The sequence below is a fragment of the Micromonospora sp. NPDC005298 genome (genome assembly GCF_040607375.1).
GTDB lineage: Bacteria > Actinomycetota > Actinomycetes > Mycobacteriales > Micromonosporaceae > Micromonospora.
Map to the genome: position 1 here is coordinate 60,612 of NZ_JBEXGP010000018.1, position 20,552 is coordinate 81,163.

Here is a 20,552-nt window from a genome sequence, read left to right on the forward strand (position 1 = left end):
CAGCGCGACCACCACCGGTTGTGGCCAATCCGGGGCGATCCGGTGAGGCCAATCCGCTCGTCGGCGGCCCGTCGGCGGAAAACGGCCGGCCCGGGTGACCGGCAGCTGCCCAGACGGCACGCGTCACCAGGTTCGTCGGCGCCACCGGTGCCGGGACGCCATCGCGGCCAGTCCCGCGCCGGCGGCGTTGAGCAACACGTCGTCCACCGAGGACACCCGGTCCAGACGCAGGAGGTACTGCGCGGCCTCGACGAGGATCGAGCAGGCCGCCGCGAGCGCCAGGATCCGCGGCACCGACGCCAGGACCGTGAACCGCTGCGGCGCGAAGTACCCCAGCGCCGCGAACACCAGCAGGTTTCCGACGACCTGGACGACAAGCGTCAGCGGCCTGCCGTCCGAGACGATGGTGATCAGGTCCCGCAGCGGCACCAGGCTCACCCGTCCGGTGACGTCGCCGGCCCGCTCGCCCGGCAGCAGGATCATCCACACCCACGGCACCGTGCCGTAGACGACGCCGACCTCGGCCAGCGACATCCGCCACGCCGGCGGGGTGTCGGCGGGACTTCGCCGGCGCGCCAGAGCCCACACCGCCAACGCCGCCACCGGCAGTGCGGCCACCGTGACCAGCACGACGCCGGTGAACGTACCGAACCAGTCCTGCCACCCCATGCGCACGCCGCCCCCGCCTCCGCCCGGCCGCGCGCCGCGGCCGGGCCCACCCTGGCACGCGCCGTCGCCCGACCCGACCCGGGGTCCTGCCGGTGGCAGGGGCGGTGGCGGCACGAAAGGCGCGGCCCCGGACACCGTCCGCGAGACTCGCCGGAGCGGCCCGCTCAGGCGACGGCGGCGGCCATCCGGCGTACCGCCTCGGTCAGCAGCTCCGGCGTGGTGGCCAGATTCAGCCGGACGTGCCCCTCACCGCCGGTGCCGAAGGTCGAACCCGAGCTGAGGGCCACCCGGCCGCGCTCAAGGAACACGGCGGCGGGATCGTCGCCGAGCCCCAGGGCGCGGCAGTCGAGCCAGGCGAGATAGGTGGCCTGGGCGGGACGGTACCGGACGGCCGGCAGGTGCTCGGCGAGCAGCGCGGCCAGGAGGCGGCGGTTGTCGTCCAGGCCGGTCAGCAGCGCGTCGAGCCACTCCCCGCCGTCGCGGAAGGCCGCCGTGTGGGCGATGACGCCGAGGTGACTGGTGCTGACGCTGGCATCGAACGGCACCCGGGCGAGGTCCCCGGCCGCGGCCGGACCGGCGATGAGGAGCCCGCCGCGCAGGCCGGCCAGGTTCCATCCCTTGGAGGCGGACATCAGTGACAGGCCGTTCTCCGCGCCGGGCACCGAGAGGTACGGGGTGAAGCGCGCTCCCCCGGCCACCACCGGAGCGTGGATCTCGTCGGCGACCACCCGCACCCCGTGCCGCCTCGCCAGGTCGGCGACGGCTGCCAACTCGTCGGGGGTGTGGATGACGCCTGTCGGGTTGTGCGGGCTGCACAGCAGGTACGCCGCCCGCCGACCGCCCGACCGCGCCTCCCGGAAGGCGTCCCGCAACGCGTCCAGGTCGATCCGCAGGTCCTCGCCGAGCGGCGTCTCCACGATCCGGCGGCCGGCGTGCGCCACGACCGTGTAGAACGGCGGGTAGACCGGGCAGTTGACGACCACGGCGTCCCCCGGATCGGTGACCAGCCGCAGCGCCTCCACCACACCGTGCATCACGTCGGGCATCAGCGCGGTGCGCTCCACGGCCAGCCCGTCCCACCCCCACCGCCGCCGGGCGAACTCCGCCAGCGCCCGCGGATACCCCGTACCGGCGGTGTAGCCGGTGTCGCCGCGCGCGACGGCGTCGGTGATGGCCCGGGCGACCGGCTCGGCCAACGGCACGTCCATCTCCGCCACCCACAGCGGCAGCACGTCGTCGGGGTACTCCCGCCACTTGAGGCTCGTCCGTTGCCGGAGCTGCTCGATCGTGAGCTGGCGGAGGGGATTCACCTGGTCGCGGGCATCGCTGAGCACACCACTCATGGCTGAAGCCTATTGCGCGTGACGCCGACCCGCGCAGTACCGGGCGCCGCGCCCGGCGCTCATGTCACCGGCCCGGCCGGGGCCGGGAGCCATGCACGCCTATACGATTCACTCGAAGCGGCTATTCCTCTATCTTGCTTTCGCCCGTAAGCCCAGAGCGGCCCGAGGCGCGTGCGGGAGGAATGCCGGGACCACCACAATCGAGAGCCCTCTTCCGCTCGTCGTCGACAAGCGGGCGTCGGATTCCGGCCGCCGCTGACGCCGGAGTGCGGCCCACCCGCCTACGCCCGGGGTCGTCCTCGAACGATCCCTACGGGATTGCCCGGATCACGGGCGGCACGGTGTCCAGGCTCAGTCGCGACGGAACAGCCGAGGCCGAACCGCTGTACTTTCCGGCGTAGCCCACGGAGCTGCCCTGCATCGCCCAGAAGGCCAGCTTGCCGATGACCATGCCGGGAAACAGGCGGACCGGCGCGGCCACCGCCATCTCCAACGTCCACGGGAAGATGGCGCCGCTGTGACCGAGTGGCGCCGAGAACTGAATCCAGATGCCGAGGGTCGACACCGAACGGCAGGCGTACAGGGTGGCCGCGTAGTGCGGACTCCCCATCGCCTCCATGGTCCCGCCGAGGTAGAACCGCCCCGGCGTGAGCACCATCCCGTCGTCGTCCATGACCGTCGTTCGGGACGCGATCGGTGACCGGGCGTCGATCACGTCCGTCTCGTAGGAGATGATTTCCCGGGCGAGTCGGAAGCCGTAGCTGTTGGGCTCCAGACGCTCCGGTTCGAAGTCGTCGATGTGGATGCGGCCCGCCAGGACCTCGCGGTGGATCTCGCGGCCGGTGAGGATCACAGCCAGCTCCGCACGAGCTGACGCACGGCGTCGCGGTGCGCCGCGAGGTCACCGCTGTTGTCCAGGACGGCGTCCGGCTCGATCAGGTCGAGGTCGCTCGTCGACCGGTCCGCCCTGCTGGTGTCGCCGCGCCCGGCCAGCCGCTTCTCCCGCACCTCCGGCGCGGCCGTGACCCGCAGCACCCGGAACCCGTGGGAACGCAGGACCACGGCATCCACGAACGGGTCACGCAGGTCGTCGTTGACCACGATGTCGGCGTCCGTCGCGGCCAACCGGATCAGGAAGTCGTCGGCCAGGGACTCCGGCCTGATGCGGCGCATGGAGTCGGCCAGGGACTCCATCAGGATCTGGTCCTGCGTCCCGGCGGGGACGGTGACCCGCGCCGCCCGGTAGACCTGGGCCTGCAGGTCGTACAACGGCTTGGCGAGTTTGACTGTGGCGTACGTCAGACCGAGCTCCTGCGCGAACTCCTCGATCAGCCCCGCGGACGTCGACTTGCCGCAACCCGCCAATCCGATGATCGAAATACGCACGGATCCGCACCTCCCCCAGATGTCTCTTGTCGGCCGATCAGCGCCCCGTGGGCGACGCGGCTCCACTCCGGCTCTCGATGTCCCGCAGGAACGAGAGCTTCGAATAGAACGTCCGCTCGTGGTCCACCCCGTTGCGGGTCAGGTAGCTGTCGACGAGGTTCGTCAGGCGTTCGAGTTCGGGTTCGACCGTGGCGATGTCGAGCCCGTCGTGTATCCGGGACCGGTGGTAGGCGACCTCGGCCTGCCGAAGGACGTGCTCGTCCCCGGCCGTACGCACCTCGTCGATCTCGATGCCGAAGAAGTGACCTGTCGCGCTGGACTCCAGGTTGACGTCGAAACGCGTACGGCTGAAGGTGCGCAGGGCCCGGACGGTGAGGTGCGGATATTCCAGGTCGAGGAAGGCGGCGAAATCACCGCCGGGCACGGTGAGGTTGTGCCGGAACGTCTCGACGCGCCGGAGTGTGTCCTCGGCGAAGACCTTGTGCTTGAGCATGAAGGCGCCGGACGGCTGCTCCTGGAAGGCGATGTAGCCGCGCTCCGCCTCGGGGCTCAGCACCTCGAACGTGTGCTGGAAGACCTCCCAGCGCTGCACCTCGTTGCCGACGTCAGGGATGAAGCCGGGGAAGGAGGCACTGCCGACCTGAGAGGCCATCTCCGAGGTCAGCTGCCAGATCGACACGTCGCCGTGAAGGGTGATCTTGTTTTCGATCTCGATCCCGGGCACGAGATTGCGGAAGACCTGGTTCTCGACGGCCACATGCTCGCGCAGGTTCCCCACCGACTTGAGCGCGACCGGCACCACGTCGTCGGGCGTCGCGCCGGCCGGAAACTCGCACTCCGCGACCCGTGCGAACACCGCGCCGACCTCACGCAGACGGGTGCAGGCGAGCACCTCGACCGTCGTCCGCTCCGGTGACCCGTGGAGTCGAAGCACCATGATCGGCGACAGGAAGTCGATGCTCCCGGCACCGGCGGCCCTGGGCCACGCCCCCCGCAGGTCGGTCCGCAACGATTCCGAGAGCGCGCAGCCACACCAGGTGGGTCGCGCCACGTCGACGGGCACCTCGACCGGAGCCGAACCCGGTGGAAGAAGACGGATCAGGGCGGACGCCGTGTCGCGCGGCCGTAGATATTCGACAGCCCGCCGGCCGCCATCCGCATCCGCCGGCAGATCGATCACGACAATAGGGAGATGCGCGCTCGGCACCAGTGAATATTGGAGCGCCGGATCACCCAGAACGAGGAGTCGACGCACCAGGGCGGGTCCCTCCGAAGCTGTTTCCTGATTCAACGCATCCCCCGTGGAGCAGCAGGACCAATCGGCGTGCTCAGCTGACACAAACTGCGGGCCAGCCTACACACCGGCCTCAGTGGAGTGTGCCCGAGCGCGGCCCGGTGCACCACTCGGAGCCTTCAGCCGATCGAATCGATCTTGCATTTACCCTGCTCGAACGCCCTTCACCACAGGACATTGCTCCGTCGGATGCGTCCACAGTGTTCAGACCTCCGACCTCTGGTGCCAGGTTGACACGCCCCGCACCGGGTGTCATGATCGATCGTCGTCAACGGGGGTCGTTCCATCATGATCGAATGGCGTCAAGCCAATCCGAAAGTGCTCGAATCCTGGTACGAGAAGTCGGGAGTACGTGGAAGCCCGCGTCGAGTGGTTTCCGACGACGACGACATTCTCAAGGACTTCTTCCCTCGTCATCTGGTGACGCACCTGGCACACCCTGCCGTCGCAGAGACCGATGAGGTGTTCAAGCGATACCTCCTGGCCCAGCACCTGTACCAATGGCTGAACTTCACGAAGGCGTTCGAGGTGGGGGTCGTCTGCCGGGCGACGAAGTTGATCGCCGAGCAGGACTGCGGCATCGAGGTGCCGAGCCGCGTGCGCATGGACGCGTACAAGATCCTGGTCGACGAGAGCTACCACGCTCTCTACAGTGTCGACGCCGTCGAGCAGATCCAGACGCGCTCCGGCATCGAGGCCCTGCCCTATGATTTCCAACCCTTCCTCGACAACCTCGACCGGATCGGCGCGGACCATCCGCAGCATCGTCGTCTGGTCGAGCTGGTCCAGGTCTTCGTCTTCGAGACGCTCATCACCGGGCTGCTCGTCGACATCCCGAAGGACCCGAACGTCGTGACACTGGTGAGGGAGATCGCCCGCGACCACGCGATCGACGAAGGGCGGCACCACGTCTACTTCGCCGACTTCTTCGGCCGCCTGTGGGGCCAACTCGACAGCGGTGACCGGAAGGTGGTCGCGGCCCTGCTGCCCGACCTCATCGTCAGGTCGTTGCAGCCGGCGACGAGATCGGCCTCGTCGGCGTTGCGGGAGATCGGGTTCTCGCCGGCCGCCACGCGGTCGATCATCGCCGAGTCGTACGACCCGGAGTCGGTGACGGCCGGCATCCGCTCCTCAGCCGAGCGGACCATCGGGATCCTCGAGAACTACGGCGTTCTGGACCACCCGGGAGCCCGGGAGGGCTTCGCCGAGTCCGGGCTCCTGTATCTCTGATCTCCCACCAGCAACGCCAGTCGATCACCCGTACGCGATGGGAGCCCGTCGTATGTCGCAACCTCCCCCCGGGGACCGGCACCTTGTCGTGCTCGGCGCGAGCGGGCAGATCGCCGCCGTCGCGCGGCGCCTCGGCTGCCGACTGATCCACGTCCAGAAGCCAGGGAGCCCTCTGGAACAGTTCATCGAGCCGGGCTCGGTACGGTCGACCTACTACACGGCCGACTACACCGCGGACTCCTTCCCCAGCTTCGTGGAGCAGGTTCTCCGGCCGTTGGCGCCCGACGCGGTGGTCAGCGTGCGTGAGGACGGCCTCGTTCCGGCGGCTCTCGCCAACGCGCGCCTCGGCCTCGCCGGCACCCCGCTCGACGTGGTGGAGACACTGCGGGACAAGGCGAAGATGCGGGCGTTGCTGGAGGGCAAGGCCCCACACCTCACAGTCCGGGCGTCCGTCCCGGCGAGCCTGGAGGACGCCGTCGACACCTTCCTCAGCTGGGGGGCCCGGCCGGCGATCCTCAAGCCCCGCGCGAGCTCCGGCAGCCGGGGAGTCGTTCTCGTCGAGAGCGTCGCCGATCTCCTGGCGCAGGGTGATCCCTCCGGCCAGGTGCTGGAGGAGTACCTCCCTGGCCAGGAGTACAGCGCCGAGAGCTTCAGCGTCGACGGCGTACACCGCGTTGTCGCGCTCGTCGAGAAGCACGTCGGTCCGTCGTTCGTCGAACTGGCGCACGTGGTGCCGCCGCCGTCGCTGGGCGTCCCGGCGGCGGTCGTTCAGGATCAGCTGATCGAGTTCCTCGACGTCGTGGGTCTGGTCGACGGGCCGGCGCACACCGAGTTCAAGCTGACCGACGGGGGGATCCGCATCATCGAGTCCCACAATCGGGTCGGCGGCGACGGGATCCCGCACCTCGTTCGCATCGTGACCGGGATCGACCTGCAGCGTTGGAGCCTGGGGTGGCCGCTCGGGCTCGGCGGGCCCGGCCCTCAGGACCGTCCGGCCGCGGCTGCCGCCGCGATCGCCTTCGCCACCGCGCCGCAGGGCACTGTCGAGTCGGTCGCGCTTCCGACGCTGGAGTTCGCGGACGCGACGGTCGAGGACGTGCGGTCGTTCGTGCGACCGGGCGACAAGGTCGGCGCCCTGACGAGTTCGTCGGCGCGCGTGGGCAGTGCGAGTGTCTCCGGAGCCGATCCTTCGTGGGTCCTCACGGCCGCGCGCACCGCGGCCGAGGGCATCGGTGTGGTCAGCCGGCCGGTCGGAGTCCCGCTGTGAGAAAACCGCTGCTGATCATCAGCCGGGACCCGCACCACACCCTCTTCGACGGGACGCGGTGCCTGCTGCCCCTCGCCGACGTCGAGCCACATCTGGTGACCAATCCCTGGCTGACCGAGGGCGTGGATTCCGGCGACTTCCGCCACACCACGGTGTGCGACTTCGTCGACGACGACCGGGTGGAGCAGACCTGCGGCTGGATCGTCGGGGCGAACGGAATCCGGGGCATCGTCGCGCTGCACGAGAAGATGGTCATCATGGCCGCCCGCCTGCGAACCACCCACCGGCTGCCCGGCCTCCAACTGGACACCGCGCTGCTGTTCCGGGACAAGGTCCGGATGAAGAGGGCGGTCCACGCCCACGGTGTGACCGTTCCGGACTTCCGTGCTCTGGACGACGACGGCGACCTGGCGGCGGTCGACTGGAGCCGGGGCCGCCAGATCATCAAGCCGCGTCGCGGAGTCGGCTCGAACCAGACGTACGTGGTCGACTCGCTGGCCGCCGCGCGCGAGGTCTGGCGGCGGATCGGCGCGCCGGCCGGCGAGTACGAGATCGAGGAGTTCGTCGACGGCGACATGTTCCACTGCGATGGGATCGTCCGGGATGGGCGGGTGCTCCACCTCAGTGTCGGTCAGTACCATGCCCGTCCGGGCAACGTCGCTCCCGGAGCGGTGGCTGGCAGCTTCCTCCTGCCGGACGGGCCCGTGGCCCAGCGGATCGCCGAGATGCACGGACGCGTCGTGGATGCCCTCGGGCTACGGTCGGGCGTCACCCACCTCGAGGTGTTCCACACCCCGGAGGGCAGGCTGGTGTTCTGCGAGATCGCGGCGCGCCCCGGCGGTGGCGGCATCGACCGCATGGTCCTGCGCCGCCACGGTGTGCACCTGCGGGAGGCGGCGATCCGGATCGAGGCCGACCTGCCACCGGCGCCCGCCCACCCTCAGGCGTCGGGGAGCGACCACGCGGTGTGGGGCCGGGTCGGCATCTATCCCCACGGCCGGGCGCCGACCGAGTTCACCGCACGGGAGTGCGGTGAACTCGGTGTCGCGGAGTACGAGTACCGCCCGAGCGCCGGCGGCAGCGACCACCTTCCACGCCACAGCACGGACTACACGCACCGATTCATCCTGAGTGGTGACAGCCCGGCCGACTTCATGGCGAGAGTCGATCACCTCAGGGCTGTCGCTGCACGCTGATCACGCTGGCGTCGCTGATGATGACCTCACCATTCCCGGCGAACCCGGGTACGGCGACAGCGGGGACACCGGACTCGCGCAGCAGGATGGGGAGGTGACCCAGGGTGGAGCCCCGCTCGAAGACGAATCCCGCGACATGTCCGATGAGGACCGACAGGGCGGCGTAGGGCAGGGCCGCGTGGATGATCGGCCGCTCCGGTAGCGACAGGACCTTGTCCAGAATCATGGCCAGGCCATCCCGGGCCGCCTCGCTGGTGGAGGCTTCGATGCTGATCGCTGGGCCGATCGACATCCTGCTCAGCAGCTCATCCTCCTCCAGACGCAGCAGCGTTCCACGCGCGGTGCCGGGCGATATCAGGACCGCGCCCTCCGAGGACACCACGAGCTCGTCGGCGCCGCGTACGGAGTAGTCGACGAAGTAGGGCCGCCCGGCGCTGAGGACCCACTCCAACGTGACCGGGCCGTGCTGGGCTGACATCGCACCGGTCAGGCGCGCCAGGGTGCGCAGGTGCGCGAGCAGCGGTTCGGCCCCGGGGGCGGCGGTCAGGTTGCCCGGTTCGTCGAACGGCCGCTCCAGGTCGGTGATCACGATCGTCTCGCCGCCGGCGGTGCCGCGGTTGAGCGCCATGAGCCCGTCGGCGGTGAACTCCACCACCAGACCGGGACCGGAGTTGCGGGAGATCATTCCGAGCTCGCCCCGCAGGTAGTCACGAATGATGACCGCCCGCAACTCGGTGTCGCCGGGCCGCGCCCCGGCCAGTTCGGCAAGGCGAACCAGTACGTCCTTCTTCGGCAGGACGATCTGCCGGAGCTGGTCGCCGAGGTCCAGCACGCACTCGGGCGCGGCACCCGTCTCGAGCACGTTGCGGAGCCGGGCTACCGTCGCCTCGTCATGCAGGCCCCGCCCGTTGAACTGCACGACCCAGGCCGATCCGGTGCCGGCGCCGTTCGCGGCGGCCAGGCGGTAGGCGGAGCTGCGCTTGGCGACGTAGCTGCCGTACACCCGCGCGACGTCACCGAGGTGGAACGTCGGCGGCAGCTCTTCGACGTACATCGGGACGGCCTCACCCACCGGCTCCGCCGCGGCGCGCGCCCGATCGATGGTCGCGGTGAGCGGGCGCACCTGGATCAGGTGGAGTCCGCTGTCGTCGGCCGCCCACTCGACGTCGACATGGTGGCCGCACCTGTCGCGCAACGCCCGCGCGAGCGCCACCACCGCCGCCAACGGCGAGTCAGGGGTGGTCGCGACCTCGTCCGACGTGGTCCGGACCGGTGCGACGACGCCCGCGACGAGCTGGTCGGCGAGGCCCTCGACATGTTCGATGACCACCCGCTCCGGGTCGGCCGCCTCCAGCCCGGTGAACGCGACACCGGCGATGACCGGCCGCACCATGGACTGCACGATGACGGCGAGCCTCGGTGTGGCGTCGTAGTTGCCGGCCCGCAGGCGCGCGGCGACGGCGGGAGCGTCGTAGTAGGACGCCCAGCACTGCTCGATGGCCGCGACGACGCCGGCGAAGGTGGACACGTTCAGCACGCTGTGGTGCACACCGGCGAGGCTGCTCGCGTCGGCGTCCTCGTCCAGCCCCGACGATCTGACGGCGAAGCGGAGGTCGGACCGGTCGCCGAAGACCTCCTTCAGTCGCACCCGGAGCAGGGAGTGCGCCGACTCCGGAAGGCGAATCTGCGCGCCGATGCTCTGGATCCGCTCCAGCGATTCGGTGTAAAAGGCTCCGACCGTCGCGCGCAGGTCGGCGAACGCGTCGGTGAGCGCGGCGGTCTGCTCGGCGGAGAGGGCGTCGACGAACTCGCCCGCGCGGACACAGAACGCCTGCGGTACGGAGAATTCACGGCTGCTCGCCGCGAGCGCGGCGAACTTCGGGCCGACGTCGGCGACGGACACGCTCGCCCCCAGGCCCGGGAATCGCTGTCGTGCGAATTGCTTGTCGTAGTCGACGTAGATGTCACTGGACCGCGGGCCGGTCGCGCCCTGATATTTTCCGCGGTAGAGATCGACGTCCCCCTGCGGCTTCCACCACATCATCTGGCCGATGTTGAGACCGGTGTAGACGCGGACCCGGTTCAACGTGTAGAGCTGCAGGGTCCACTGTCCCTTGTATCCGATGTCGCCGAGGCTCGCGGACAGGTTGATGAACATCCCGAGCCGCGCCACGGACGACCTGGCCGCGAAGGTCGGCGCGTAGTGGTCACTGCCGAGGACCTCGATGGTGTGGGCGAGATAGAGCTTTCCCGGTTCCAGCACGTAGCCGTCGTCCGGAATCTCGATCTCGACGAATTCGTTCGGTGTCCGAGGGCTCAGTGTCTCACCCGAGTAGACCCGCAAGGTTCTGCCAAGCCGGAAGTTGTAACTGTTCGGGTTGACCTGCTCGGGAATGAACGGGTCGATGGTGATCCGGCCCTGGGCCCATTCCTTCTCGATCTCGCTACCGGTCAGAATCACAACGGTTCCCCCATGATGAAACGATGTCCGACTTCTGCGCTTCCGCTGGTCGGCACACTACTGAATAATGGTCGGCCCGGCGCCCCCCCGCGCCGCGGCGGTACGGTCATCCGGCGATGCTACGGAAATGGCTCGTCAATTCGCCGTGCTCAACGACGTGGAACACCACGCCGGGTACGTCATCGCGATCAAAAGTGTTTTCCCAGACCAGCTCGTCAGTCGTGGTCCACGGTAGACGGGTGGTGGAGAATATGCCCGGTGCGGCGATCAACGGCAGGCCGGCGAAAGTCCCTGCGGCAGCGGCGTGGGCGTGGCCGCAGAAGACCGCCCGCGGTGCGGACGATGCCCGGAGCACCGCTGCCAGATCGTCGGGGTTGCGGAGGCGGATGCTGTCCAGCAGCGGGTTGTTGAGCCGGACCGGATGGTGGTGGAGAGCGACGAAGACCGGCTCCTCGGCCTCGCCGAGAACCCCGCCCAGCCAGTCGAGGGTCTCCGGCGCGACCAGCCCCTCGTCCTCCCCGGGGATGGTCGAGTCACAGAGGGCGAACAGCAGACCACCGGCGCGCCTCAGTTGGTTGATAGGCGCAGAGCCAGCGCCGTCGAGCAATACCTGACGATACGCGGCCCGAACATCGTGGTTGCCGGGCAGCATCAGGACGGGTATGTCGGCCACCAACTCGGCCTTCACCTCGTCATATTCCGGAACGGTGCCGTGGTCGGTGAGATCGCCGGTGACGAGAATCACGTCGACGTCGCAGCCACGCAGATAGGTCATGGTCCGCCGGACGCGGGCCAATGCGCGCTCACCGCCATCGAAGTGGGTGTCGCTTATGTGCGCGATGATCGTCACCCGGCTTATCCTGCCATCGTCCGATGTCGACGTAAAGGGCTGCCGAGGACCGCCGGGGCGGGTACACTACCGCCCCGACAGCTACCATCAATCGGTGTACAACCACGAACCGGCTGGTTACGACTGCCCCTTCTGCGGCCTGGCAAGGGGGCGTTACAACCATCTATCCAGTCCGGCGACGCTGGTCTGGCGTACCCCTGTCGTCTTCGCCTTTGTCTCGCCCCGTATGTGGCCCACGAACCTCGGCCACATCCTGGTGGTGCCCAACGAGCACCACGAGAATCTGTACGACCTTCCCAGGGCCCTGGGCCACGCGGTCTTCGACCTGTCACAGCACATCGCGCGGGCGATACGTGCGACGTATCCCGACTGCACCGGCACCTCGACACGGCAGCACAACGAACCCGACGGCCACCAGGACGTGTGGCACTTCCATCAGCACGTCTTCCCCCGCTACGACCGGGACAAACTCTACTCATCACCCCCTCGGCGGGGCTACGCGTCGATCGAGGAGCAGACCCCGTACGCCGCACGCGTGCGCACGTATCTCGACGAGACACTGTCCGGATCGGACGACGGTGCGGCCACGCTCGGCACCCCCCACACCACGAAGATCCCCTAGAGTCGTACGGTGTGCCACAGTGGACACGCCGGGCGCTGGAGTGTGCAACACCCGGACCCGTCCGAGGTCGAGGACGGACAATGCCTACCGGAGGAGAATGATGCTTGCCGAATCGGAGTTGCTGCTCATTCTCGCGCCTGACCGTTACGTTCTCCGGGCCTGCCGGAAACTCGGTGTTCCGCACGTCGTGGTCTACGGGGCGCGGCACCGCGACCTCGCCTTCCAGGAGATCCCCGCCCCCGCCATCCCGGTCTTCTGCGAGGACCACCACAAGCCCGAGGCGGTTCTCACCGCCCTGCACCGCGCCGGGTTCGGCGATCGCCAGTTCACCGCGGTGCAGACGACCATCGAGCCCTTGCTGATCACGGCCTCGGTTCTCGGGCGCGCCCTGGGTGCCCGGGTGCTCAGCCCCACGACCGCGGTGCTGTTCCGGGACAAGTTCCTGCAGAAGCAGCGCATCGCCGATGCCGGCCTGGCCACGGCGCGCTGCGTCCTCATCGAGGACATCTTCGCCCTGGATCCGGACTTTTCGATGCCGTTCGAGCGGGGCGTCCTGAAGCCGGTGACCGGACTGGCCACGCAGACCACGTCGGCCGTGGACGGGTTCGACGATCTGCTCGCCACCGCCCGCCGGTACCGGCAACAGCGCATCTCGTCCCGCACCTTCGTCCTCGAGGAGTTCGTCACTGGCGACGAGTGGACCGCCGACGGCGTCGTGTCCGGCGGTGAGCTGCTGTTCTACGGCCTCGGCCGCTACGAGCAGCCGTGCCTGGCGACCCTGGAGGACAACGCGCCGTTGAGCATGCGCAAGTTCGACCCGGACACCGAGAGCTGGGCGTACCAGGCAGCCGACGACATGGTGCGCGAGGCCCTTCACGCGCTCGGCCTGACCGACGGCGTCTTCCACATGGAGTTGTTCCACGACCCGGCGAGTGGTCAGGTCGTCTTCAGTGAGTGCGCGGCCCGCCGTGGTGGCGCCCTCACCGAGGAGGAGATCCTCGCGAAGTTCGGCGTCGACCTCGGCGAGGCGGCGGTGCGGTGCGCGCTGGGGTGGAAACCCGAACTGGACGTGCGGGTGCGAGCCGGCACCGTCGGATCGGTCTACTTCACCAGCCGGCCCGGCACGCTCGCGGCCTGCCCGTCCCCCGCGGAGCTCACCGAGCTGCCCGACGTGTCGTTCGCCCGCATCGAACTACCCATCGGCTACCGGATGGCCGGCGCCGCCGACTCCACCACGACTCGGATCGGCATGGCGATGATCAACGCTGCCGACCCTCAGGCGTTGGAGCGGAGAAGGGCGGAGGTGTTGCGGTGGTTCGATGAGCGGCTCGTCGTCATCCCCGCCGCGACGACAGGCGCCGAACTCCGCGACTGGCACCGCAGAACTCGCGGGACCGACGAGTTCGCCGACGTCCTGTACGGCGAATGACCAGCCCCGGCCCCGCGCCGCACTCCACGGATGATTCCGGGAACGCCGCCGTCGGCACCGAGGAGACACCGCGACCCGACACGTCCGCGCGTGCCCGGTTCGCCCGGCTGACACGCGTGTTCCCGTCGACGGCCGCGGGAAATCAGTTGGTGTTCGTCGCGCTCATCGACTCCTTCGGCACCGGCATCTTCCTGAGCGGCAGCGTCATCTTCCTCACCCGGGTGGCCGGCCTCAGCGCGGCCCAGATCGGCCTCGGGCTCTCCGCCGCGGGGATCGTGGGGCTGATCTCGACCGTACCGATCGGCATCGTCGCCGACCGGATCGGCACCCGCAGGGTCCTGGTGGCCCTCCAGGTCTGGCGAGCGGCGTGGTTCGTGGCCTACGCGTACACGGCGAGCTTTCCCTTCTTCGTCGTCGTGGCCTGCATGCTCGCCATGGCCGAGAAGGCGACCGGGCCACTCAACCAGGCGGTCATCGCCGCCGCGGTCGGCGACGACGACCGCGTCCGCACGATGGCGCTGGTCCGCGTGGTACGCAACGTGGGCTTCTCCCTCGGCGCGCTGGCCGGCACCACGCTCGTGGCGCTGGACACCAACGCCGGCTTCCGTGGCATCGTCCTGACGAACGCGGCCTCGTTCCTGCTCGCCGGGATCCTGCTCGCCCGGATCTCCCTGGTCAACGCGACGGCAAGCGCCCGGCGGGCGGGTCCGTGGCACAGCCTGGCGTCACTGCGCGACGGCCGATACCTGACGCTGACGGCCCTCAACGGGATCGTCGTCATGCACATGACGCTGCTCTCCGTCGGGATCCCGCTCTGGATCATCATGCACACCTCGGCGCCGCCACCGCTGACCGGCGTGATCATTCTGGTCAACACCGTGCTCGTCATCCTCCTGCAGGTCCGGGTCTCCCGTGGATGCGAGGACATCACCGTGGCGAGCAGTCGGATGCGGTGGGCCGCCGGCGCTCTCGCCGGGTGCTGCCTCCTGCTGGGACTGTCCAGCGGCACGTCAGCGGTCGTGGCGACCAGCCTCATCGTGGCGGCCGTCGTCCTGCTCACCGGCGCGGAGATGTGGCAGGCGGCCGGCTCCTGGGGCATCTCGTTCGAACTGGCACCGCCGGACCGCCGGGGCGAGTACCTCTCGGTCTTCAGCCTCGGCACGACCCTTCAGTCGATCATCGGTCCGGTGCTGCTCACGGCCCTCGTCGTCCCGCATGCCACGGTGGGCTGGCTGGGCCTCGGCGCCCTGTTCCTGGTCACCGGCCTGATCCTGCCCGTCGTGGTGGCGCCACGCCGCCAACCGGCCTGACGCTCGTCGACCCGACGGCCCACGCGTCCGGGTGGTTGAACGCGATTCTCGCCTGACCCGGCGAATCTGCCCCTAGGTTCGATGCGCAGGACGCCGCCGAACCGGGGAGAGATGTGGACAGCTATCCGGCGATCGAGGATCACGGGCTCATCGGCGACCTGCAGACCGCCGCGCTGGTGACGTGCGACGGGACGGTCGACTGGTTCTGCGCGCCCCGCTTCGACTCGCCGAGCATCTTCGCCGCGCTGCTGGACAAGGACAAGGGCGGCTACTTCCGGATCGCCCCGCACGAGGTCCGGTACGTGACCAAGCAGCTCTACCTCCCCGGAACGCCGATCCTGATCACCCGTTTCATCAGCGCGGACGGCGTGGCCGAGGTGATGGACTTCATGCCGGTGACCGGCGAGCGGGTCACCGACTCGCACCGCCTCGTCCGCATGGTCACCATGGTCCGGGGCAGCATGCGGTTCCGGGTGGAGTGCCGGCCCCGGTTCGACTACGCGCGGGAGCAGCACGAGCTGGAACGCCACCGCAACGGGTACATCTTCCGCAGCCCGTCGACGGCGCTCACCTTCCATCCGGTCGACCCGGTGCGACACCTGATCTCGCAGACCGGGGACGTCCACCTGGAGGGCGGCGACCTGGTCGCGTACGGCGTCATGAACGAGGGTGACACCGGCGGGGTCGTCCTGGAGACGGGCGGCACCGAGCCGCGCATCATCTCGCCCGAAGAGGTCCAGGGCATGTTCGAGTGGACCCGGGACTACTGGCGGCGCTGGGTCGAGCGGTCCCGCTACACGGGCCGCTGGCGGGAGATGGTGGAGCGCTCGGCGATCACGCTGAAGCTCATGACGTACGCGCCGACGGGCGCGATGATCGCCGCGCCCACCGCCGCGCTGCCCGAACTGGTCGGCGGCACCCGCAACTGGGACTACCGCTACACCTGGGTCCGGGACACGTCGTTCTCGGTGCACGCGCTGCTCGGCCTCGGTTTCACCGAGGAGGTCGGCCGGTACATGGACTGGCTCGACGAGCGGATCCGCGAGGCCAGCGACCACCAGGACCCACTGAAGATCATGTACCGGGTGGACGGCTCCTCCGACCTGCACGAGGAGGTCCTCGATCACCTGGAGGGCTACCGCGGCTCGCGGCCGGTGCGGATCGGCAACGGCGCCGCCGACCAGCTCCAGCTCGACATCCACGGCGAGGCGCTCTACGCCATGCATCTCGCCGACGAGCAGGGCATCCGCGTCTCGCACCAGGTGTGGAAGAGCACCGTACGGCTCGTCGACTGGCTCTGCCACAACTGGGACCAGCGCGACGCCGGCATCTGGGAGAGTCGGCACCACCCCCGCAACTACACGTTCGGGCGGGTGATGTCCTGGGTGGCGCTGGACCGGGCCATCCGCCTGGCCAGCCGCACCGGCCGTCCCGGGGACCTGAGCTGCTGGAGCGAACAACGCAACCGGATCTACAACCAGGTCATGGAGCGCGGGTACGACCGGGGCCGCGGCACCTTCGTGCAGGCGTACGACGAGACGGTGCTGGACGCGGCGTTGCTCGCCATGCCGGCGGTCGGCTTCGTCACGCCGAGCGACCCCCTGTGGCAGTCCACCCTCCAGGCGATCGAAGGCGAACTGGTCTCCGACAGCCTGGTCCACCGGTACGACCCGGTCCACTCCCCCGACGGCCTCCCCGGCCACGAGGGCACCTTCAACATGTGCACGTTCTGGTACGTCGAGGCGTTGGCCCGTGCCGGCCGGCTCGACGACGCCCGCCTCACGTTCGAGAAGATGTTCACCTTCAGCAATCACCTCGGCCTGTACGCGGAGGAGATCGCGGCGACGGGCGAGCAGATCGGCAACTACCCCCAGGCGTTCAGCCACCTGTCGTTGATCAACTCGGCGCTGACACTCAACGATCTGCTCGACGCCGAGGCCGACTCCCGCCGCCGCCGGTAGCGCGGGGGCGCGCCGGTCGGGCCGCCAACCGTACGGCGTCGCCGCGCGGCGGTGCCCATGTCGGGAAGTGCTTGACGCGTCGAGGTCCATCACGCATCGTCGAACCGACATCGACAGTCTCGAATGTATCAACCGGGGGACCCATGAAGACCTTCGTCACCGCCGCCTCGGTCGCGGCCCTGCTCCTGACCACGGGCGGCGCGTCTTCCGGCCAGCCAGCGGCCGACGCGCCCTGCACCGGGCAGATCCACGCGAACCCCGGGTTCGAACGCGGCACGACCGGCTGGACGGCCGGCCCCCGCATCGTCGTGTTGGGCGACGCGACGCGGCCCGCGCACACCGGCCGCGCGTACGCCTCCTTCGCCGGGCTCGACGTGACGCACAGCGACCTGCTGCGCGCCACCGTCACCGTGCCGGCTGACTGCGACCTGACGGTCCGCTTCTGGGTCCGGACCATCACCACGGAGACCAGCCGCAGCGACTACCTGAACGTCGGCCTGGCGGTCACCGGGATACCTCCGAAGACCCGGTTCTCGCTGGCCTTCGACGGCGGGTCGCAGTGGCGTCAGTACAGCATGTCGACCGGGACGGCACCTACCGAACGCACCGCGACGGTCAGCTTCCTCGCCAGCGAGACGGCCGGCAACGGCGCCACCGCCTTCGACGTCGACGACGTGACCTTCACGCTGAGCTGACCGCGGCGGGACCTCCTCGCCGCCGCGGCGGCACCCCCGGCGCACCGCGCCGACCCGCGTCACCGTGACGGGACCTCGCTGGACGCCGTGGAGCTCTCCGATCATCCTGGTGCAGAATCCAGCCGTGGCATCGATCTACCGGACCACCACCGGCAGGGACAGCATTCGGCAGTGGTGCGAGGACCAGCTGAACGCCTGGCCGACTCACCACGATCGACGCGTGATTCGGGTGCGGGGTGAGGACACGCACGTGGTCACCGCCGGCGGCGGCCCGGTCACGGTCGTCGTCGTCGCTGGTGACCGCTTCACCACGGCCGCGTACCTGCCGCTGCTCACGGCCCTGGCTCGGCGGTACCGGGTGGTCGGCGCCGACATCCCGGGTCAACCCGGACTGAGTTCCGGTTCAGCGGGTACGGCCGGTGGCCGGCTCACCTGGTACGGCTCATGGCTTGCAGAGGTCGTCGAGGAGACCACCGCCGGGCCGGTCGTCGTGTTCGGGCACTCGTTCGGCGGGGCCGTCGCGCTGGCCGCGGATCATCCGCGGATCCGGGGCAAGGTCGCCGTTGCCCCGGGAGGACTGTGCCGGCTCAGGGTCACACCCCGTGTCCTGGTGGCGTTCCTGAGGTGGCTCCTGCGACCAGGAACCGCATCGAGCGTTCGGCTGCTACGCCTCCTGTCCGCTTCCGGCCGAGCGCCCCGCGCCGACCTGGTGGAGTGGATGGCGCTGGTCGCCCGGCACGCCCGTCCGGTCAGTTCCGACGATCCCGTACCGGCGCCGGCGCGCACGACGCCGATCGTGATCGCGGTCGGAGACCAGGACGTGTTCCTGCCGCCGGACCGACTGCGGTCAGGAGCACGACGGCGGTTGCACGTCGACGTCGAGATCGTTCGCGGCGGCGGCCACCTGGTCACCGACGAACACCCCGGTCAGCTCGCCGCGCTGGTCGACCGGTTGGTCACCTGAGCCGTGTTGCGCGACGCGGAGCCCCGGGACCCTCGACCCAGCACAGTCCACCACCCTCAACCACGTACGAGGAACGCCTCAGTCGACCCAGGTTGGCCGCCCCGGCAAGTTCGCGGTCGGGACATCGAGCAGACTCTTCGCGGTGTGGTGAAGGAGCATCATCAATGGCGGTGTGACGACGAGCACCGAGCGAAGGGGTGAAATGAGGGAGTTCAGATTGGGAGTCAGCACTACGGGGGCAATCTGCTCCGTGAATACGGGGCGCAGTCGGGTGTCCTTCATGATCCTCACAATCTCGTCGATAATTCGAGACTGCTGCGTGTAGTCAAGTCGAAGATTCGCGAGTGCGGCCGCCTGAGTCAACTTCAGTTCCAGGCTGTTGTGCGGGCTGTAGTCTGAAACGGCAGAGAAGGAGTCTTCGTCGAAGTCGAAGGGCTCCAGGCTGCGCAGCGCACGTCCCGGCTCGTCGTTGGCGATATGCCACCAGCTTTGAGAAATCGCGACCGAGAGGCGGAAGTCCACAGGCGTTCGCATCTCCGCGATTTCGTCGAATTCACGCACCCCGGCGGAGGACCCGAAGCTGAAGAAGTCGCCAATCGCTTTCCTTCGGATGGTTGCCGCCTTCGGCATCGCCACCAGTTTGTGCTTCAGGACTTCGCGGTACAGCCCTTCGGCGTGCCCCCAATGGCCCAGGTCCTGATAGATGTTCGCGATGGCGAGCAGCAAGCTTGAGCGACGATTGACCGGGCAGGCTGGCGCCGACTCGATCCACGCACCGATTCGTCGCAGCACCGCCGCAAGTAGTTCGGCCTCCATTTTGTACGGTAGATAGAACATGCATTGACTCAGGAACGCCCAGCCGTCATCCGGCTGGGTTTCGAAGTCTTCGGGGGCACGCATCGACAGCGACTCCCCCAACCGTGCACAGCCGAAGGCGAGTGCGGGGCTCCCCCGATGAAAGTGCTTGTGCGATTGATAAAGAAGGTTTTCGGCCGTCAGGTCGATGCTGAACTTGTATCCCAGTTCGCCACCCCACTGCCACGAGCGGTGGCCTGCGGGCCGGAGCCGGTGCTTTCTACTCAGAGGGATCAGGTTACCGAAGGAAACGTTTGCCGCGTCCCGGTCAAGGGCCACCCAGTCGCTGGTGTCGACTCCGTGTCCGTCAACTACGCACGTGCGACTTCCGTAGTACGACCTAAGCCTCAGCTCAAGCGAGGTCGACTCACTGCGGAGATCCACCACCGGCCTGGCCGGGGCGTCCTCAGAACGAGTCGAGCCGATAGTCAGGTCGAGACCGGGGGCCTGCGGCTCTGAAACTGGTTGTGATTGTCCCGCTTTAACTTCGATCAGTGCGTGAATAAGAGCCGCTTCCAGGCCGTCAGGTGTCGTCACTGTCGCCAGAGTCAGACCTTCGTTCCGGAGACGCTCTCGGAATGCAAGCTGTCGTCCCGCGTTCTCGGCGTCGATGAAGAGCATCGCTGGACCCTGCGTGTCCTCACCGAGCAAAAAGACGAGACGCGGCATCCGCGCCTGGGTTGCGACCTCGAACTCAAATTCGGTGTAGGACAACTCGCGATGGTCTCTAACCGGTGATCCGTACTGGAATCCGGCAACCAGCACATAGATATCCGACGATTGGACCGCTTCCCTGCACATGCTCGCCGGAGCCTGGTCCCCGGCAGAGAAGTAGGCCATGTCGGCAACCGCGTCACCGACACGGTTTATCGCCGACTCAGCCGCTGCGACGAAGGAGCGACCTGAGGGAAATTTGCGCAATTCAGACGTGTGGCTAAGGAATACCCTGCGCACGCGCCGCTCATGGATCATGGGCCCATCCTCAGTGCAGATCTTGGCGGCACCCCAGAAGCCCGGCTT

At 68.7% G+C, this 20,552-nt stretch carries 17 protein-coding genes; 9 read left to right on the plus strand and 8 right to left on the minus strand.

Annotation, left to right across the window (positions count from 1 at the left end):
• Positions 1-123: 123 nt before the first annotated feature.
• From ABZS77_RS22355 to ABZS77_RS22375, 5 genes are all read right to left on the minus strand, one after another.
• Positions 124-669: a VanZ family protein gene (locus ABZS77_RS22355; protein ID WP_354826055.1), complete on the minus strand. Its 546-nt coding sequence runs from the start codon at positions 667-669 to the stop codon at positions 124-126.
• A gap of 164 nt (positions 670-833) precedes the next feature.
• Positions 834-2,012, minus strand: a complete 1,179-nt coding sequence (locus tag ABZS77_RS22360) for a MalY/PatB family protein (protein WP_354825904.1) — start codon at positions 2,010-2,012, stop codon at positions 834-836.
• Between the two features lie 310 nt (positions 2,013-2,322).
• On the minus strand, positions 2,323-2,865 hold the full coding sequence (locus tag ABZS77_RS22365) for a deoxycytidine triphosphate deaminase (RefSeq protein ID WP_354825907.1): 543 nt from the start codon (positions 2,863-2,865) through the stop codon (positions 2,323-2,325).
• On the minus strand, positions 2,862-3,398 hold the full coding sequence (locus tag ABZS77_RS22370) for a hypothetical protein (RefSeq protein ID WP_354825909.1): 537 nt from the start codon (positions 3,396-3,398) through the stop codon (positions 2,862-2,864). The genes ABZS77_RS22365 and ABZS77_RS22370 overlap by 4 nt, the downstream gene beginning before the upstream one ends.
• A gap of 37 nt (positions 3,399-3,435) precedes the next feature.
• Entirely contained in the window at positions 3,436-4,449 is a 1,014-nt protein-coding gene (locus ABZS77_RS22375; protein ID WP_354825911.1) for a hypothetical protein, read from the minus strand.
• Positions 4,450-4,980: 531 nt separating this feature from the next.
• Here ABZS77_RS22375 and ABZS77_RS22380 point away from each other — a divergent pair.
• The 3 genes from ABZS77_RS22380 to ABZS77_RS22390 are packed head-to-tail and all read left to right on the plus strand — an operon-like array spanning position 4,981 to position 8,385.
• Positions 4,981-5,922: a diiron oxygenase gene (locus ABZS77_RS22380; protein ID WP_354825914.1), complete on the plus strand. Its 942-nt coding sequence runs from the start codon at positions 4,981-4,983 to the stop codon at positions 5,920-5,922.
• A gap of 52 nt (positions 5,923-5,974) precedes the next feature.
• The gene (locus ABZS77_RS22385) at positions 5,975-7,189 is read left to right on the plus strand and encodes an ATP-grasp domain-containing protein (protein WP_354825917.1); all 1,215 of its coding nucleotides are present in this window, start codon (positions 5,975-5,977) and stop codon (positions 7,187-7,189) included.
• Entirely contained in the window at positions 7,186-8,385 is a 1,200-nt protein-coding gene (locus ABZS77_RS22390) for a hypothetical protein (protein ID WP_354825919.1), read from the plus strand. The genes ABZS77_RS22385 and ABZS77_RS22390 overlap by 4 nt, the downstream gene beginning before the upstream one ends.
• On the opposite strand, the gene ABZS77_RS22395 is transcribed toward ABZS77_RS22390, so the two are convergent.
• Both ABZS77_RS22395 and ABZS77_RS22400 read right to left on the minus strand, forming a co-directional pair.
• Complete coding sequence (locus tag ABZS77_RS22395; protein ID WP_354825921.1) at positions 8,363-10,846, minus strand: PEP/pyruvate-binding domain-containing protein; 2,484 nt, start codon at positions 10,844-10,846, stop codon at positions 8,363-8,365. The two genes, ABZS77_RS22390 and ABZS77_RS22395, sit on opposite strands and share 23 nt — an antisense overlap.
• 106 nt (positions 10,847-10,952) lie before the next feature.
• Complete coding sequence (locus tag ABZS77_RS22400; protein ID WP_354825924.1) at positions 10,953-11,696, minus strand: metallophosphoesterase; 744 nt, start codon at positions 11,694-11,696, stop codon at positions 10,953-10,955.
• 94 nt (positions 11,697-11,790) lie between these two features.
• Between ABZS77_RS22400 and ABZS77_RS22405 the strand changes: the two genes are divergently transcribed.
• The 6 genes from ABZS77_RS22405 (at position 11,791) to ABZS77_RS22430 (ending at position 18,677) form a co-directional block, all read left to right on the plus strand.
• A complete protein-coding gene (locus ABZS77_RS22405) occupies positions 11,791-12,318 on the plus strand; it encodes an HIT family protein (RefSeq protein ID WP_354825927.1) in 528 nt (175 codons plus the stop codon).
• Positions 12,319-12,418: 100 nt separating this feature from the next.
• Positions 12,419-13,747, plus strand: a complete 1,329-nt coding sequence (locus ABZS77_RS22410) for an ATP-grasp domain-containing protein (protein ID WP_354825930.1) — start codon at positions 12,419-12,421, stop codon at positions 13,745-13,747.
• Complete coding sequence (locus ABZS77_RS22415; RefSeq protein WP_354825933.1) at positions 13,744-15,057, plus strand: MFS transporter; 1,314 nt, start codon at positions 13,744-13,746, stop codon at positions 15,055-15,057. The genes ABZS77_RS22410 and ABZS77_RS22415 overlap by 4 nt, the downstream gene beginning before the upstream one ends.
• 113 nt (positions 15,058-15,170) lie before the next feature.
• Entirely contained in the window at positions 15,171-17,018 is a 1,848-nt protein-coding gene (locus ABZS77_RS22420) for a glycoside hydrolase family 15 protein (protein WP_354825936.1), read from the plus strand.
• Positions 17,019-17,161: 143 nt separating this feature from the next.
• Positions 17,162-17,713: a hypothetical protein gene (locus ABZS77_RS22425; protein ID WP_354825939.1), complete on the plus strand. Its 552-nt coding sequence runs from the start codon at positions 17,162-17,164 to the stop codon at positions 17,711-17,713.
• A gap of 220 nt (positions 17,714-17,933) precedes the next feature.
• The gene (locus tag ABZS77_RS22430) at positions 17,934-18,677 is read left to right on the plus strand and encodes an alpha/beta hydrolase (RefSeq protein ID WP_354825942.1); all 744 of its coding nucleotides are present in this window, start codon (positions 17,934-17,936) and stop codon (positions 18,675-18,677) included.
• 78 nt (positions 18,678-18,755) lie between these two features.
• Here the strand turns inward: ABZS77_RS22430 and ABZS77_RS22435 are convergent, their stop codons facing one another.
• Entirely contained in the window at positions 18,756-20,504 is a 1,749-nt protein-coding gene (locus ABZS77_RS22435) for a DUF4062 domain-containing protein (RefSeq protein WP_354825945.1), read from the minus strand.
• Positions 20,505-20,552: the final 48 nt, after the last annotated feature.